Origin of the sequence: Enterobacter sp. YSU (assembly GCF_016082135.1) — a bacterium.
Lineage (GTDB): Bacteria > Pseudomonadota > Gammaproteobacteria > Enterobacterales > Enterobacteriaceae > Enterobacter > Enterobacter hormaechei_C.
In genome coordinates, this window is record NZ_CP059487.1 from 3235568 (window position 1) to 3253007 (window position 17440).

General features: G+C 53.9%; 16 protein-coding genes. 12 read left to right on the plus strand and 4 right to left on the minus strand.

The window, feature by feature from the left end:
• Positions 1-231: 231 nt before the first annotated feature.
• From H2Z33_RS15700 to H2Z33_RS15720, 5 genes are all read left to right on the plus strand, one after another.
• Entirely contained in the window at positions 232-675 is a 444-nt protein-coding gene (locus H2Z33_RS15700; RefSeq protein ID WP_017383438.1) for a PTS sugar transporter subunit IIA, read from the plus strand.
• A 79-nt stretch (positions 676-754) separates the two neighbouring features.
• Positions 755-1027, plus strand: a complete 273-nt coding sequence (locus tag H2Z33_RS15705) for a PTS sugar transporter subunit IIB (protein WP_003861447.1) — start codon at positions 755-757, stop codon at positions 1025-1027.
• Between the two features lie 21 nt (positions 1028-1048).
• Positions 1049-2440, plus strand: coding sequence for a PTS ascorbate transporter subunit IIC (locus tag H2Z33_RS15710; RefSeq protein ID WP_017383437.1), 1392 nt, complete (start codon positions 1049-1051; stop codon positions 2438-2440).
• A complete protein-coding gene (locus H2Z33_RS15715; protein ID WP_015572264.1) occupies positions 2437-3267 on the plus strand; it encodes a transketolase in 831 nt (276 codons plus the stop codon). The genes H2Z33_RS15710 and H2Z33_RS15715 overlap by 4 nt, the downstream gene beginning before the upstream one ends.
• Complete coding sequence (locus H2Z33_RS15720; RefSeq protein ID WP_063134539.1) at positions 3260-4213, plus strand: transketolase family protein; 954 nt, start codon at positions 3260-3262, stop codon at positions 4211-4213. The genes H2Z33_RS15715 and H2Z33_RS15720 overlap by 8 nt, the downstream gene beginning before the upstream one ends.
• Before the next feature lie 114 nt (positions 4214-4327).
• Here H2Z33_RS15720 and pta read toward each other — a convergent pair whose 3' ends face one another.
• Positions 4328-6469 (minus strand): phosphate acetyltransferase, encoded by a 2142-nt coding sequence (gene pta / locus H2Z33_RS15725; protein ID WP_017383435.1) that lies wholly within the window; start codon positions 6467-6469, stop codon positions 4328-4330.
• Between the two features lie 75 nt (positions 6470-6544).
• Entirely contained in the window at positions 6545-7747 is a 1203-nt protein-coding gene (gene ackA / locus H2Z33_RS15730; RefSeq protein WP_015572267.1) for an acetate kinase, read from the minus strand.
• A 337-nt stretch (positions 7748-8084) separates the two neighbouring features.
• Between ackA and yfbV the strand changes: the two genes are divergently transcribed.
• The 4 genes from yfbV (at position 8085) to H2Z33_RS15750 (ending at position 11706) form a co-directional block, all read left to right on the plus strand.
• The gene (gene yfbV / locus H2Z33_RS15735; RefSeq protein ID WP_017383434.1) at positions 8085-8540 is read left to right on the plus strand and encodes a terminus macrodomain insulation protein YfbV; all 456 of its coding nucleotides are present in this window, start codon (positions 8085-8087) and stop codon (positions 8538-8540) included.
• 92 nt (positions 8541-8632) lie between these two features.
• Positions 8633-9127, plus strand: a complete 495-nt coding sequence (locus H2Z33_RS15740; RefSeq protein ID WP_003861461.1) for a YfbU family protein — start codon at positions 8633-8635, stop codon at positions 9125-9127.
• Positions 9128-9138: 11 nt separating this feature from the next.
• Positions 9139-9798 carry a sugar phosphatase gene (locus H2Z33_RS15745; RefSeq protein ID WP_063134538.1) on the plus strand — a complete coding sequence of 220 codons (660 nt, stop codon included), beginning with the start codon at positions 9139-9141 and terminating at the stop codon, positions 9796-9798.
• Positions 9799-9873: 75 nt separating this feature from the next.
• The gene (locus H2Z33_RS15750; protein ID WP_047636881.1) at positions 9874-11706 is read left to right on the plus strand and encodes an SLC13 family permease; all 1833 of its coding nucleotides are present in this window, start codon (positions 9874-9876) and stop codon (positions 11704-11706) included.
• A gap of 80 nt (positions 11707-11786) precedes the next feature.
• On the opposite strand, the gene yfbR is transcribed toward H2Z33_RS15750, so the two are convergent.
• Positions 11787-12386, minus strand: a complete 600-nt coding sequence (yfbR, locus tag H2Z33_RS15755; RefSeq protein WP_003861468.1) for a 5'-deoxynucleotidase — start codon at positions 12384-12386, stop codon at positions 11787-11789.
• Between the two features lie 117 nt (positions 12387-12503).
• On the minus strand, positions 12504-13718 hold the full coding sequence (gene alaA, locus H2Z33_RS15760) for an alanine transaminase AlaA (RefSeq protein WP_063134537.1): 1215 nt from the start codon (positions 13716-13718) through the stop codon (positions 12504-12506).
• Positions 13719-14655: 937 nt separating this feature from the next.
• Here alaA and lrhA point away from each other — a divergent pair.
• From lrhA to nuoB, 3 genes are all read left to right on the plus strand, one after another.
• Positions 14656-15594: a transcriptional regulator LrhA gene (gene lrhA, locus H2Z33_RS15765; protein WP_032102733.1), complete on the plus strand. Its 939-nt coding sequence runs from the start codon at positions 14656-14658 to the stop codon at positions 15592-15594.
• A gap of 631 nt (positions 15595-16225) precedes the next feature.
• Positions 16226-16666, plus strand: coding sequence for an NADH-quinone oxidoreductase subunit NuoA (gene nuoA, locus H2Z33_RS15770; protein WP_003861475.1), 441 nt, complete (start codon positions 16226-16228; stop codon positions 16664-16666).
• Between the two features lie 15 nt (positions 16667-16681).
• Complete coding sequence (gene nuoB, locus H2Z33_RS15775; RefSeq protein WP_003861482.1) at positions 16682-17356, plus strand: NADH-quinone oxidoreductase subunit NuoB; 675 nt, start codon at positions 16682-16684, stop codon at positions 17354-17356.
• Positions 17357-17440 lie beyond the last annotated feature (84 nt).

Genomic DNA, 17440 nt, shown 5'->3' on the forward strand with positions numbered 1-17440 from the left:
TTCCTGCTGACAGGACGCGATTCAGTTTCATCCTTCATTTTACGTGACAGGCAGTATACGCCTTAAATCCCTTTTTTTGCTGTGATTTCGCACCATGATAGCAATTTGATAGCGCTATCACAGTTCTGCATGTTAGTCGTTGGTAGCGCTATCTTTGTGATCGCGATCGCAGTCATTGATTGATGGGTTGAATAGAGTTTGCCCATGTCTGGTCTTTAGAGGGAGTGAAAAATGCTCAAAAAGTGGATATATGATACAACCATCATCCTACAGGATAGCGTTGAAAGCTGGCCCCAGGCGTTGGAACTGTGCGCGAAACCGCTGCTGGATTTGCAGGTCATTGCGCCGGAATATGTCACGGCTATCATCGAGCAGCACCAGACGTTAGGTCCCTACTATGTGCTGGCTCCAGGGCTGGCAATGCCACATGCGCGACCGGAAGAAGGGGCGAAAGGACTTGGCCTGTCATTATTAAAACTAAAACAGGGCGTCTCTTTTGGTGCCGGTGAGTTTGATCCCGTCGATGTGATTGTGATGCTGGCGGCACCGGACAAGCATAGCCATATCGAAATGATCTCAGCCTTAGCGGAATTATTTTCCAGCGACGAAGATATGGCTGAATTACATCGGGCGAATACGCTGGAGGAGATAAAAACCGTTATCGATCGCTTCTGATTTAATTATTTAATCCGATTCATCTCAACATTACGCGTCAGCGTGATGGGGCGTACTCTACTCAAAAAAGGGGATAACAATGAAAATCATGGCTATTTGCGGCTCCGGCCTGGGCAGCAGTTTTATGGTCGAAATGAATATTAAAAAGGTGCTCAAAAAACTGGAAATTGAGGCCGAAGTTGAACACTCCGATCTCTCCTCGGCCACGCCGGGCGCGGCGGATCTGTTTGTAATGGCGAAAGACATTGCCGCCAGCGCCAGCGTGCCGGAAAGCCAGCTGGTGGTAATCAACAATATCATCGATATCAACGAACTCGAAGCGCAGCTGCGCGCCTGGTTCGAAAGACAATAATCCTGATAAGGCGAGGTGGATATGTTTATCCTTGAAACGCTGAATTTCGTTGTTGATATTTTAAAAGTCCCTTCAGTGCTGGTCGGGTTAATTGCTCTGATTGGTCTTGTGGCGCAGAAAAAAGCCTTTTCGGATGTGGTAAAAGGCACAATTAAAACCATTCTCGGCTTTATTGTACTGGGCGGCGGCGCAACTGTGCTGGTGGGCTCTTTAAATCCGCTCGGCGGTATGTTTGAGCACGCCTTTAATATTCAGGGCATTATTCCCAACAATGAAGCTATTGTATCGATTGCCCTGGAGAAATATGGCGCTTCCACCGCGCTCATTATGGCCTTCGGGATGGTGGCGAATATTATTGTTGCGCGCTTTACCCGCCTGAAATACATCTTCCTCACCGGGCATCACACCTTCTACATGGCATGCATGATCGGCGTGATCCTGACGGTTGCAGGCTTCGAGGGGGTCGGGCTGGTCTTTACCGGTTCGTTGATCCTCGGCCTGATTATGGCCTTCTTCCCGGCGATTGCGCAGCGCTATATGAAGCGTATTACCGGCAACGATGAGATCGCCTTCGGTCATTTCGGCACGCTGGGCTACGTGCTGTCCGGCTGGATTGGCAGCAAGGTCGGGAAAGGCTCGCGCTCCACCGAAGAGATGAACCTGCCGAAGAACCTTAGCTTCCTGCGTGACAGTTCAATCTCCATCTCCCTTACCATGATGATTATCTACCTGATCATGGCGGTGAGCGCCGGACGTGAGTACGTGGAGGCCACCTTCAGCGGCGGCCAAAACTACCTGGTGTACGCCATCATTATGGCCATCACCTTCGCGGCAGGCGTGTTCATCATCTTGCAGGGCGTGCGCCTGATTCTGGCGGAAATCGTCCCGGCCTTTACCGGCTTCTCGGAAAAACTGGTGCCCAATGCGCGGCCTGCGCTGGACTGCCCGGTGGTCTACCCGTATGCGCCAAACGCGGTGCTGATTGGCTTCCTGTTTAGCTTCCTCGGCGGGATTGTGGGCTTGTTCATCTGCGGTCAGTTTAGCTGGGTGCTGATCCTCCCGGGCGTCGTTCCGCACTTCTTCACCGGCGCAACGGCGGGCGTGTTCGGTAACGCCACCGGTGGACGCCGCGGGGCAATGATTGGCGCCTTTGCTAACGGCCTGCTGATCACCTTCCTCCCGGTCCTGCTGCTGCCTGTTCTGGGCGCAATTGGCTTTGCGAATACGACCTTCTCGGACGCTGATTTTGGTGCGGTCGGGATTGTGCTGGGCAACCTGGCACGCTTCCTGTCGCCGCTTGCCATCACCGGACTGGTTGTTGTGTTGTTCGCGCTGCTGGTGGCCTACAACGTCTTCGCTAAAAACAAACCTGCCAGCGGTAACGCGCAGGAAAACCCCGGAGCCAAATCATGAATGAGAATGAAATAACCGACCTGGCGCGTCAGATCCGCCTTGAGACGCTGAAATCCCTTACGCAGCTGGGTTTTGGTCACTACGGCGGCAGCATGTCAGTCGTTGAAACGCTGGCCGTTCTGTACGGCGCGGTAATGAAAATTGACCCGGCCGATCCGGACTGGCCAGAGCGCGATTACTTTGTGCTGTCGAAAGGCCATGCGGGGCCGGCGCTGTACAGCACGCTGGCGATTAAGGGCTACTTCCCGATTGAAGAGTTGAGCACGCTGAACCAGAACGGGACGCGTCTGCCAAGTCACCCGGATCGCCTGAAAACACGCGGCGTGGATGCCACCACCGGTTCACTGGGGCAGGGGATCTCCATCGCTGGCGGCATGGCGCTGTCGCACAAGCTGGCAGGAAGGCCAAACCGGGTGTTTTGCATCGTTGGCGACGGAGAACTGAATGAAGGGCAGTGCTGGGAAGCCTTCCAGTTTATCGCTCACCATCGACTGAACAACCTGACGGTATTCGTGGACTGGAACAAACAGCAGCTCGACGGCGAGCTGGACGAAATCATCAGCGCCTTCGACCTGGAAGGCAAATTCCGCGCCTTTGGTTTTGACGTGGTGACGGTCAAAGGGGATGACATTCCGGCGCTGCTGGAGGTGACCGCGCCGATCCCTGAGGCCGATGCGCGTCCGCGGGTGGTGATCCTCGACAGCATCAAAGGGCAGGGGGTGCCATACCTGGAACAGCTCAGCAACTCGCATCACCTGCGATTAACCGAGGAGAGCAAAGCGGCGCTTAACGAGACGATTCGCCAACTGGAGGCTTCACATGATTAAGGTTGCACCGACAGGACAGAAAGATGCCGTTGAGATGCGTAAGGTCTACGCGGGTTTTGTGGCAAAACAGATTGAGGCTGGCAGTGAGATTATCGCCCTGGAAGCCGACCTGATGAGCTCGATGGCTATGGACGGCGTGGCGCGCGATTATCCTCAGCACGTTATCAACTGCGGCATTATGGAGGCCAACGTGATTGGGACGGCCGCCGGGCTGTCGCTCACCGGACGTAAGCCGTTCGTCCATACCTTTACCGCCTTTGCCAGCCGTCGCTGCTTCGACCAGCTGTTTATGTCCCTGGACTACCAGCGCAATAACGTGAAGGTGATTGCCTCGGATGCGGGCGTGACGGCCTGTCACAACGGCGGGACGCATATGTCGTTTGAGGATATGGGCATCGTGCGCGGTCTGGCGCATTCAGTGGTGCTGGAGGTGACCGATGCGGTGATGTTCGAAGATGTGCTGCGTCAGCTCATCGACCTGGAAGGCTTTTACTGGGTAAGGACCATCCGTAAACAGGCGCCGAGCGTGTATGCCCCGGGGTCAACCTTCACCATCGGCAAGGGCAACGTGCTGCGCGAGGGAACCGATATTACCCTGATTGCTAACGGCATTATGGTGGCGGAAGCGCTGGAGGCGGCGCGCCAGCTGGAGCAGGAGGGGGTAAGCGCAGCGGTCATCGACATGTTTACCCTGAAGCCCATCGATCGGATGCTGGTGAAAAACTATGCCGAGAAAACCGGGCGTATTGTGACCTGCGAAAATCACAGCATTCACAACGGGCTGGGGTCGGCGGTGGCGGAAGTGCTGGTGGAAACCTGTCCGGTGCCTATGCGGCGGGTGGGGGTGAAGGAATGGTATGGTCAGGTGGGTACGCAGGACTTCTTGCAGAAGGAGTATGGCCTGACGGCACATGACATTGTGTCGGCGGCGCGGGAGCTGCTGTAATAAAAAAGGCGACCATTTGTGGTCGCCTTTTTGTTGCCCGGTGGCGCTCGCGCTTACCGGGCCTACGGTCCTGTAGGCCGGATAAGCGAAGCGACATCCGGCAAGACCTTACAATTACTGCTGCTGCGAAGACTGGATCGCGGTCAGCGCGATGGTGTAGACGATATCGTCAACCAGCGCACCACGGGACAGGTCGTTCACAGGTTTGCGCATGCCTTGCAGCATTGGCCCGATGGAGATCAGGTCTGCTGAACGCTGTACCGCTTTATAGGTGGTGTTACCGGTGTTCAGATCCGGGAAGATGAACACGGTAGCGCGACCTGCAACCGGCGAGTTCGGCGCTTTGGATTTCGCCACGTCAGCCATTACCGCGGCATCGTACTGGAGCGGGCCGTCGATCATCAGATCCGGACGTTTTTCCTGTGCAATGCGGGTCGCTTCACGGACTTTCTCTACGTCACTACCTGCACCAGAGGTGCCGGTGGAGTAGGAGAGCATCGCGACGCGTGGTTCGATACCGAAGGCAATCGCGGAGTCCGCAGACTGGATAGCGATTTCTGCCAGCTGCTCTGCGGTTGGGTCCGGGTTGATCGCGCAGTCGCCGTAAACGTAAACCTGTTCAGGCAGCAGCATGAAGAACACGGAGGAGACCAGAGAGCTGCCCGGTGCAGTTTTGATCAGCTGCAACGGTGGACGGATGGTATTCGCGGTGGTGTGAACCGCACCGGAAACCAGACCGTCAACTTCGTCCTGCTCCAGCATCAGCGTACCCAGCACCACGTTGTCTTCCAGCTGCTCGCGCGCAACGGCTTCGGTCATGCCTTTGTTCTTACGCAGCTCAACCAGACGGGCAACGTAGCTTTCGCGGACCACGTCAGGATCAACGATTTCGATGCCCGCGCCGAGCTCAACGCCCTGAGACGCCGCAACGCGGTTGATCTCATCCGGGTTACCCAGCAGCACACAGGTCGCGATACCGCGCTCTGCACAGATGGCTGCCGCTTTAACGGTACGTGGTTCGTCGCCTTCTGGCAGAACCACGCGTTTGCCCGCTTTACGCGCCAGCTCGGTCAGCTGGTAACGGAAGGCTGGAGGAGACAGACGACGGCTGCGCTCGGAGGTCGCGGTCAGGGATTCGATCCAGTCTGCGTTGATGTAGCCCGCAACGTATTCCTGAACTTTCTCGATACGCTCGTGGTCATCAACCGGCACTTCGAGGTTGAAGCTTTGCAGGCTCAGGGAGGTCTGCCAGGTGTTAGTGTTCACCATGAAGACTGGCAGGCCAGTGGCGAACGCACGTTCGCACAGCTTGCTTACGCGTGGGTCCATCTCGTAGGCACCGGTCAGCAGGATCGCGCCGATCTCCACGCCGTTCATCGCGGCCAGACAGGCTGCAACCAGCACGTCCGGACGGTCTGCGGAGGTTACCAGCAGGGAACCTGCACGGAAGTGCTCCAGCATGTGTGGAATGCTACGTGCGCAGAAAGTTACGGACTTCACGCGGCGGGTGTTGATATCGCCTTCGTTGATCACGGTGGCGTTCAGGTGACGCGCCATATCGATTGCACGGGTGGCAATCAGATCGAAGCTCCATGGCACCGCGCCCAGAACAGGCAGCGGGCTGGAATCCTGCAACTTAGCCGGGTCAACTTTGATGACTTTCGCTTTGGAAGAGTCGTCAAAAATTTCGGACAGGTCAGGACGCGTACGGCCCTGCTCATCTACTGGCGCGTTCAGCTTGTTAACAATCACGCCGGTGATGCTGGTGTTTTTCGCACCGCCGAAGCTGCTGCGCGTCAGTTCGATACGCTCTTTCAGCTGCTCTGGGGTATCCGTGCCCTGAGACATCACGAAAACGATCTCTGCGTTCAGGGTTTTCGCGATTTCAAAGTTCAGAGACTGGGCAAACTGGTGTTTACGGGTCGGAACCAGGCCTTCAACCAGCACCACTTCCGCGTCCTGCGCGTTTGCGTGGTAGTTGGCAATGATCTCTTCCATCAGCACGTCTTTCTGGTTGCTGGAGAGCAGAGATTCAACGTGGCTCATCTTCAGCGGTTCAGCCGCTGGCAGATTGGAGTTCTTGCGAACGATGGTGGTGGTCTGGTCTGGCGCATCGCCACCGGCACGTGGCTGGGCGATAGGCTTAAAGACGCTCAGACGAACGCCTTTGCGTTCCATAGCGCGGATCACGCCGAGGCTGACGCTGGTCAGGCCGACGCTGGTTCCGGTAGGGATCAGCATAATAGTACGGGACACGGTTTATCCTCTTTCGTTACCGCCGCGTTGGGCGGGTTACAAAACAGCACCGCCAGCATTGCTGGCGGTGTGGAATCAGGCAGTCAGGCGGTGCGCGTCTTGCGCGATGACCAGCTCTTCGTTAGTTGGGATAACGATAGCAGGGCGGGTGCCTTCTTTGTTGATGAAGCCAGACTTGCCGAAGCGGGCAGCCAGGTTACGCTCATGATCAACTTCGAAGCCCAGAACGCCCAGTTTGCCCAGGGACAGTTCACGTACCATTGCCGCGTTCTCACCGATACCGCCGGTGAAGATAACAGCATCCAGACGGCCTTCCATCAGCGCGGTGTAAGAACCGATGTACTTCGCCAGACGGTGGCAATAAACGTCCATTGCACGTTTAGCGTCAGCTTTTTCTGCGTAGTTGTCTTCAACGTAACGGCAGTCGCTGGTGACCTCGGTCAGGCCCAGCAGGCCAGACTCTTTGGTCAGCATTTTGTTGATGTCGTCAACGCTCATGCCCAGGGTGTCGTGCAGGTGGAAGATGATCGCCGGGTCGATATCACCGGAACGGGTACCCATCACCAGACCTTCCAGCGGGGTCAGACCCATAGAGGTGTCAACACACTTCCCGTTGCGGATAGCGGAAACAGAACCACCGTTGCCCAGGTGGCAGGTGATGATGTTGACTTCTTCAACCGGCTTGTTCAGCACTTTTGCGGCTTCCTGAGTCACATAGAAGTGGCTGGTACCGTGAGCGCCGTAACGACGGACGCCGTGCTCTTTGTACAGGCTGTATGGCAGGGCATAGAGGTAAGACTCTTCCGGCATGGTCTGATGGAACGCGGTATCAAACACGGCCACGTTTTTATCTTTCAGACTCGGGAAGGATTTCAGTGCTTCAGCGATACCGATCAGGTGAGCCGGGTTATGCAGCGGTGCGAAAGACGCAGAGTCTTTGATACCCTGGATCACGGAGTCGTCGATTACCACGGAACTGGTGTATTTTTCGCCGCCGTGGACGATACGGTGACCAATTGCGGTCAGCTGAGCAGACAGTTCTGGTTTTTGTGCCAGAATAGTGTTAACGATAAAGTTCAGCGCTTCACTGTGAGCGGCGCCTGCACCTAAAGCCGCTTCTTGTTTGCTGCCGTCCATCTTCCACTTGATACGTGCTTCAGGCAGATGGAAACATTCGGCCAAACCAGAGAGGTACTCGTCACCGTTGAGCGCATCGATGATGGCGAATTTCAGTGAGGAGCTACCGCAGTTCAGAACCAGTACTAACTTACTCGACATGGAAGTACCTATTATTGATACGTGGCTAAAAAAACGTCAGTGAGTCTAAAAGCGTAACGCATGCTGACCCAGACATTTATGATTAACATCATGCCAAACAAACATTCTGGCAGGATGGAAGAAATACCTATGATTTTAAGCCATTTTGAACATTTTTCAGACAATGGCATAATATGCGATAATTTGACGAGTTAACGCTTATCGTCTACGGCCCTATCAGGCTGGCACAGGATACCCGATACGGGGTAGCGATGACAAAATATTTTGAACGTTGTCATAGCCTGTTGTGGTTTTGCACGAAAATTTTAATTTTTATATGTGAAGTTGAGGTACAGCCATGTCGACACCCGAAATCCCGTCCGTGAACTTTTTTAGTCTGTTTCGTCGGGGACAGCATTACGCAAAGACATGGCCGATGGAAAAGCGCCTCGCGCCCATGTTTATTGAAAATCGCACTATTCGCGCCACGCGCTATGCGATTCGCTTTATGCCCCCGATTGCCGTTTTTACCCTGTGCTGGCAGATAGCGTTAGGTGGACAGCTTGGCCCTGCCGTCGCGACGGCGCTTTTTGCGTTAAGCCTGCCGATGCAGGGGCTATGGTGGTTAGGCAAACGTTCCGTCACGCCACTTCCGCCTTCTGTTTTACACTGGTTTTATGAAGTGCGTGGAAAACTGGAGGAGGCGGGCCAGGCGCTGGCGCCGGTTGAAGGCAAGCCAGACTATCAGGCGCTGGCGGATACCCTCAAGCGTGCGTTTAAACAGCTTGATAAAACATTCCTCGATGACTTGTGATTGATCATCGAAACGACGACCAAAAGAAGGCACAGTAACAATCAGTTACCGTGTCTTTTTTTTACAGTGCAATGCGCTACAGGAGTCGAAAGATGGAAATGACCCATGCTCAACGTCTGATTTTGTCTAACCAGTACAAGATGATGACTATGCTTGATCCCGATAACGCTGCGCGCTACAGCCGCCTGCAAACCATTGTTGAACGTGGTTTTGGCTTGCAGATGCGCGAACTGGATCGCGAATTTGGCGAACTGAAAGAGGAAACCTGCCGTATCGTTATCGACATCATGGAGATGTACCATGCGCTGCATGTGTCCTGGACCAATCTGAAGGACCAGCAGACCATTGACGAGCGCCGCGTGACGTTCCTGGGCTTTGATGCTGCGACGGAAGCGCGCTATCTGAGCTATGTACGCTTTATGGTGAATACCGAAGGGCGTTACACCCATTTTGATGCGGGTACGCACGGCTTCAACGCCCAGACCCCGATGTGGGATAAGTATCAACGTATGCTGAGCGCGTGGCACGCCTGTCCGCGTCAGTACCATTTAAGCAGCAACGAAATTCAACAAATCATTAATGCCTGACGGAGGTGTGTGTGCAGTGTAAAGGTTTTCTGTTTGATCTGGACGGTACGCTGGTGGATTCGCTACCGGTGGTGGAGCGCTCGTGGTGCCACTGGGCCGACCGGCACGGCATCGACCATCAGGACGTACTGAATTTCATCCATGGCAAACAGGCCATTACCTCATTGCGGCACTTCCTTGCGGGACGTTCTGAGGAAGAGATTCAGGCGGAGTTCCGCTATCTTGAGCAGATTGAAGCTACCGATACCGAAGGCATCACCGCGCTGCCCGGTGCGCGTGAACTGCTTGAGCACCTGAATGAAGCGCAGATCCCGTGGGCTATCGTCACCTCCGGCTCGGTTCCCGTCGCGCATGCCCGTCATAAGGCGGCAGGTTTACCGACGCCGGACGTCTTCATTACCGCTGAGCGCGTGAAGCGCGGCAAGCCTGAACCGGATGCGTTCCTGCTCGGCGCTGAACTGCTTGGCCTTGCGCCAGCGGAGTGCGTGGTGGTGGAAGACGCGGCAGCAGGCGTGCTGGCCGGGCTGAACGCCGGAAGCCACGTCATTGCCGTTAACCTCCCGGCGGGTTCCCCCCGGCTGGAGGAGGCGGATTTCGTGCTTAACACCCTGACCGCCATCGACGTCTCGAAGGCGTCAGACGGAGTTGTAACCGTCTCGCTAAAAATGTAATCCCATGATATAGCCCCGCATTACCGGGGCTTTTTTATGGCAGAATTGCTTCTCCTCCACTGACAAGGACATGTTGTGAACGGTGAACTGATTTGGGTCCTGAGCCTGCTGTTAATCGCCATCATTCTTTTTGCCACGGGCAAGGTGCGCATGGATGCCGTCGCCCTGTTTGTGATTGTCGCATTCGTTCTGAGCGGTACCCTTTCCCTGCCGGAAGCCTTTTCCGGGTTTAGCGATCCCAACGTTATTTTGATTGCCGCCCTGTTTATTATTGGCGACGGGCTGGTACGCACCGGCGTGGCGACGATGATGGGGTCGTGGTTGGTTAAGGTGGCGGGCAGCAGCGAAACCAAAATGCTGATTTACCTGATGCTGACGGTCGCCGGGCTGGGCGCGTTTATGAGCTCTACGGGCGTCGTGGCCATCTTTATTCCGGTCGTGCTGAGCGTCTGCATGAGGATGCAGATCTCCCCGTCGCGGCTGATGATGCCGTTGAGCTTCGCCGGGCTCATCAGCGGCATGATGACGCTGGTCGCAACGCCGCCGAACCTCGTCGTGAACAGCGAACTGATCCGTGAGGGGCTTGAGGGGTTTAGCTTTTTCAGCGTTACGCCGATCGGGCTGGTGGTACTGGTTATGGGCATTATCTATATGCTATTGACCCGTTTTGCGCTGAAAGGGGAGAAGCAGGATAAAGCCAAAGAGGGCTGGAAGCGGCGCTCTTTCCGCGATCTGATTAAAGAGTATCGTCTGACCGGGCGTGCCCGACGTCTGGCTATCCGCCCGGGATCGCCTATGGTGGGGCAGCGGCTGGATGACCTTAAGCTACGCGAACGCTATGGCGCGAACGTCATCGGGGTTGAGCGCTGGCGTCGTTTTCGTCGGGTGATCGTTAACGTGAACGGGGTGTCAGAGTTTCGCGCGCGTGACGTCCTGCTGATTGATATGTCCACCGCAGACGTGGATCTGCGGGAGTTTTGTAGCGAGCAGCTGCTGGAGCCGATGGTCCTGCGCGGCGAGTATTTCTCTGACCAGGCGCTGGATGTGGGAATGGCCGAGGTGTCGCTGATCCCGGAATCGGAGTTATTGGGCAAAACCGTGCGTGAAATCGGCTTTCGTACCCGCTATGGCCTCAACGTGGTGGGCCTGAAGCGCGATGGCGTAGCCCTTGAAGGGGCGGTGGTGGATGAGCCGATCCTGCTGGGGGATATCTTCCTCGTGGTCGGCAACTGGAAACTGATTAGCCAGCTCGGGCAGAAAGGCCGCGATTTTGTGGTGCTGAATATGCCGATTGAAGAGAACGATGCATCACCGGCGCACAGCCAGGCGCCCCATGCGATTTTTTGCCTGGTATTGATGGTCGCGCTGATGCTGACGGACGAGATCCCTAACCCGGTGGCGGCGATAATCGCCTGTCTGTTAATGGGCAAATTCCGCTGTATTGACGCCGAAAGCGCTTACAAAGCGATTCACTGGCCGAGCATCATTCTCATCGTCGGGATGATGCCCTTCGCCCTGGCGCTACAGAAAACCGGCGGGGTGGATTTGATCGTGAAAGGCTTAATGGACGCGGGAGGGGGATATGGTCCGTACCTGATGATGGTTTGCCTGTTCGTCATGTGCGCCACCATTGGTTTGTTCATCTCCAATACCGCAACGGCGGTGCTGATGGCGCCCATTGCGCTGGCGATGGCAAAATCGATGGGCGTTTCGCCGTATCCGTTTGCGATGATGGTTGCGATGGCGGCGTCCGCGGCATTTATGACGCCGGTCTCTTCCCCGGTCAATACGCTGGTGCTGGGGCCCGGGAATTATAGGTTCAGTGATTTCGTGAAGCTGGGTGTGCCGTTCACCGTGCTGGTGATGTTGGTGTGCGTGGTATTGATACCGGTCCTGTTTCCGTTCTGAGCATTTTGCCGGGTGGCGGCTACGCCTTACCCGGCCTACAACCCCGTAGGCCCTGCAAGCGCAGCGCCGCTGGGCGAAAATCAGAGTGGCGAATCCTGGCTAATCTCATCCAGCGACAAATGGAAGCTCGGCACAAACACGCGCATAAAGTAGTCCATCTCTTCGCTGCGACGGGATTCCAGCGTTTTTTCCAGACGCGTTTTTGCCAGTAAAAATTCGTTATTCCCGGCGGATAACTCTTCCAGACACTTCAGGTAGGCGCACAGCGCATCGGCCTGCTTAACCAGGGATTTCTCCTCTTCCGTATACTGATGCTCATCGATCAGCGGCCCGAAGATATCGCGCAGCTCTTCAGGCACCATGTCGATCAGCTTCTGCTGGGCAATCTTCTCAATGGCCTTATATTCCTGGGCAATCTGCGAGTTGAAATATTTCACCGGCGTAGGCAGATCCCCGGTCAGCACTTCCGATGCATCGTGATACATCGCCAGCAGGGCGATACGTTCGGCATTCACCTGCCCGTTGAATTTGCGGTTTTTAATCGCGGCCAGCGCGTGCGCGACCATGGCAACCTGCAAACTGTGCTCAGACACATTTTCAGTACGCACATTGCGCATCAGCGGCCAGCGGTTGATGAGTTTCAGGCGGGAGAGGTGGGCAAAGAAATGACTCTGACTCATAGGTTACCTTATGTCTTCACTGCGACAGACTTCATTGTGCGGGGAGGGGAGGGAAGATGCAAATTTGCGGATGTTGCAGGCCGGGTAAGCACAGCGCTACCCGGCGAAAAGTCAGCGTTACTGATGGTACCCGGAGAGGAAGCGCCCGAAGCGGCTGATGGCCATCTCGAGATCGTCTCCGCGCGGCAGGGTGACGATACGCACGTGATCCGGCCACGGCCAGTTAAACGCCGTCCCCTGAACCAGCAGCACTTTTTCCTGCAACAGGAAGTCGAGCACCATTTTCTGGTCGTCGTGAATATTGAAGCGCTTCGCGTCGATTTTCGGGAACATGTACAGCGCGCCGTTAGGCTTCACGCAGGAGACGCCCGGAATATCATTAATCAATTCCCATGCGCGGTTGCGCTGTTCATACAGGCGGCCGCCTGGAACGATAAACTCGCTGATGCTCTGATAGCCGCCGAGTGCTGTCTGGATCGCATGTTGCGCCGGTACGTTGGCGCACAGACGCATGGATGCCAGCATCTCCAGCCCTTCAATGTAGCCTTTCGCATGTTTTTTCGGACCGTTCAGTACCATCCAGCCCTGACGGAAACCGGCAACGCGGTAAGTTTTAGACAGTCCGTTAAAGGTGACCGTCAGCAGATCGGGCGCCAGCGCGGCGATAGAGTGGTGCTGCGCCGCGTCGTACAGGATCTTGTCGTAAATCTCGTCGGCAAAGATGATCAGGTTGTGCTGGCGGGCGATCTCGACGATCTCCATCAGCAGCTCTTTTGAATAGACCGCACCCGTCGGGTTATTCGGGTTAATGATCACGATACCCCGGGTGCGCGGGGTAATTTTGGCGCGAATATCATCCAGATCCGGGAACCAGTCAGAGGATTCGTCGCACAGGTAGTGCACCGCTTTACCGCTGGACAGGGACACCGCAGCCGTCCACAGCGGATAATCCGGGGCAGGAACCAGCATTTCATCGCCGCTGTTCAGGAGCGCCTGCATCGCCTGAACGATCAGCTCCGAGACACCGTTGCCAATGTAGATATCTTCAACGGTGACGTCGCGCATACCGCGAGCCTGATAGTGCTGCATGATGGCTTTACGGGCGGAATAAAGCCCTTTTGAATCGCAGTAGCCTTGTGCAGTGGGCAGGTTACGGATCACATCCACCAGGATCTCATCCGGCGCTTCAAAACCAAATGGCGCGGGGTTGCCGATGTTGAGTTTCAGAACCTTATTGCCTTCCTCTTCAAGGCGTTTTGCCTCTTTGAGTACCGGGCCACGGATGTCGTAACAGACGTTGTCGAGCTTGCTGGATTTTTCGATAGGGGACATGAACCTTTAACCTTTTCGCTATTATTGCAACTTCCTGCCGTGGAAGTGAGCACGGAACAATGTACTCCCACCGCGCTTCGTTTTGAAGGGCGCACAGAAGAAGATTTCGTCCAACCGGGCAATGCCGCGGTGATCGCTTACTCTAACGACGGAGTGATTTTGTGCCTGAATTTATCGTGATAAAGAGGGGTATTGGGTTGTTTGTGCTAAAAATTTCATATAAAGATGAATATTATTCTGGAATAAATAAAAAGACGATTCGGGCTGATGCATTAGTCCCCCTGAGTGACCATTCGTAAAACCTGAATGCTAAGATACCGATTGCCATATTAGCAAAGCCAGGTTAAAAGTTACTCATGTGAAATTAATGTTAAGGGTTATTAATGAATGGCCTGAATCTAAATTAAACTTTATTTATTATTAACGACGAAAATGCAACTTTCGTTAATTTTAATAAAAAGAGTGTAGTTGCTTATCATTGGCGGTAAATCCTTAATATTGCAATAAGACTTATAAATATAGTGGATTTGGGTTAAGATGTGTTTCGGGAATGCAGCATAGCGATAGGCCTGTTACGTATATCGGATACTGCTTTCCTGTATTAATCGATTGTTATTGTTAAAATTATCTCTGGCTGATTGGGTAAGTCACATCTTGCTACGTTGCCAACGCTGCGATATAGATGGCAGAAAACATGTCTTACTCTTTATGGTATTAACATCGACCTGCAAACAACGAAATATCCTGGACGCAAGAGAATAAAAATAACGTCATGAAACGTGATTTCTGACTGGTGATATACCGCAGTACAATAACTATCTGTCAGGCAGTCTGCCGGGCCGGGATGCGAGGGAAACTCTTCAGAAGGAATTGCTTAACTGTTACACACAGCTTCAACCCGGGCAGCTCCGCACGAGCAACCTGAAAGTGAAAAGATATGATAAATGCAAATCGTCCGATAATGAATCTCGACCTCGATCTGCTGAGAACGTTTGTTGCGGTCGCCGATCTCAACACTTTTGCAGCAGCTGCTGCCGCCGTTTGCCGTACCCAGTCCGCCGTGAGTCAGCAAATGCAGCGGCTGGAACAACTGGTTGGTAAAGAGCTTTTTGCGCGTCATGGACGTAATAAGCTTTTAACAGAACATGGTATTCAGCTTCTGGGTTATGCCAGAAAGATACTGCGCTTTAATGATGAAGCCTGTATGTCATTAATGTTTAGCAACCTTCAGGGAGTGTTAACATTAGGGGCGTCAGATGAATCAGCAGATACCATTTTACCCTTCCTTCTCAACCGAATTAGCTCGGTTTATCCGAAGCTTGCCCTGGATGTTAGCGTTAAACGCAATGCCTTCATGGTTGAGATGCTGAAAGAAAACGAGGTTGACCTGGTGGTCACCACGCATCGACCTGGCCAGTTTGACAGCCTGACGCTGCGTACTTCTCCAACGCACTGGTACTGTGCCGCGGAGTATGTATTGCAGAAAGGTGAGCCGATACCCCTGGTCCTGCTGGACGATCCGAGTCCGTTCCGCGATATGGTGCTGGCTGCGCTCAACGAAGCCAGTATTCCATGGCGCCTGGCGTACGTGGCGTCAACTTTGCCCGCAGTGCGAGCGGCGGTGAAGGCCGGGCTTGGCGTAACGGCCCGTCCGGTGGAGATGATGAGCCCCGATCTGCGTGTACTGGGTCAATCCGAGGGACTCCCGTCGTTGCCGGATACGGAGTACCTGCTGTGCCATAACGCCGCCAGCAACAACGAGCTGGCAAAAGTGGTGTTCGAGGCAATGGAAAACTACCACAATCCATGGCAGTACGCGCCTGTTACTCCCGAAGGAGGGGACGACTCCCTGATCGTGGAAGGGGATTTTGAGTGATCATTCCCTCAAAATTCTCGTAACAAAATGTAAGTGCAAAAAAGAGCCACTCGCATGATTTTTTCCTGCGAGTGGTTTTTTTTGCTATTCATAACCGTGAACGGAGCAGGGATAAAGCAAATACCGCTTATTTATCAATGCAGAAAATGTTTTTGGTTAAGATGTAAACAATACCTGTTCTAACTTACCTCATACCCCGCCGATGTTAAAAAAACAGGAAATATGTTGCTGTTTTTTTGATTGAATTAACAAAAGCGTGTCTCAGATCAAGAAAATACTCCCATTTGGGGGGAGGAATCGTTGGCAAATCCTGTCAAAATAGGAGGGTTATTTTTTTTACTTCCAAAACGGACACGATTCAACAAGATGCATTTGACGGAAAGTCATGTACCCACCAGGGTTAAAGGGCACCAAATGTTAATGAGAATCGCACGTTGTAATTTAATGTGAAGAAACCTTTGTTAAAGTTGACAAAAGGTTATAGAAAGGAGTAAAAAACCCCATCATTTTGCTGTCTATGTCTCACTTCTGACAGTTAGTGTAAGGTTATTTTGTTCCTCCCCATGAATCGATGTGATGCCCATCTGCCAGCAAGAGCAGTGTCGTCGGTATCACTTTTGATGAGTAAGCAATGAGTATGTCAACATCCACAGAAGTCATCGCTCATCACTGGGCATTCGCAATCTTTCTTATTGTAGCCATTGGCCTGTGCTGCCTGATGTTAGTCGGCGGCTGGTTCCTGGGCGGTCGCGCCCGCGCAAGGCACAAAAACACACCTTTCGAATCAGGTATTGATTCAGTAGGTACCGCTCGCTTACGCCTGTCTGCCAAGTTCTACCTGGTAGCCATGTTCTTCGTCATTTTTGACGTGGAAGCGCTTTACCTCTTCGCGTGGTCTACCTCCATTCGCGAAAGTGGTTGGGTGGGCTTTGTCGAGGCCGCAATTTTCATTTTAGTGTTACTGGCCGGTCTGGTTTATCTGGTGCGTATTGGCGCGCTGGACTGGACACCTGTGCGTTCACGCCGTGAACACATCAACCCGGAAAACAGTATCTCTAATCGTCAGCAGTAACAGCGAGGCAATAAGATGGATTATACGCTCACCCGCATAGATCCTAACGGTGAGAATGACCGTTACCCCCTGCAAAAACAGGAGATCGTAACCGACCCCCTGGAGCAAGAAGTCAACAAAAGCGTGTACATGGGCAAGCTCGAACATGCCATGCACGACATGGTCAACTGGGGTCGTAAGAACTCCATCTGGCCATACAACTTTGGCCTTTCTTGCTGCTACGTTGAAATGGTGACGTCATTCACTGCGGTGCATGACGTTGCGCGTTTTGGGGCCGAGGTACTGCGTGCTTCTCCACGTCAGGCTGACCTGATGGTGGTGGCCGGGACCTGCTTTACCAAGATGGCACCAGTTATTCAGCGTCTTTATGACCAGATGCTGGAGCCAAAATGGGTTATCTCCATGGGCGCATGTGCAAACTCCGGCGGTATGTACGACATTTATTCCGTTGTGCAGGGCGTTGATAAGTTCATTCCGGTGGATGTGTACATCCCGGGCTGCCCGCCGCGTCCAGAGGCCTATATGCAGGCGCTGATGCTGCTCCAGGAGTCAATTGGTAAAGAACGCCGCCCGCTTTCATGGGTTGTTGGCGATCAGGGTGTCTATCGCGCGAACATGCAGTCTGAGCGCGAGCGTAAACGTGGTGAACGTATTGCCGTCACCAACCTGCGTACGCCTGACGAAATTTAATTTGCGCCTGTGGGCCTGGAGAACACCTTCGCATATCACTACTCAAATAGCGCGAAGCCAGGCTTAACAGTCACCACGGACCAT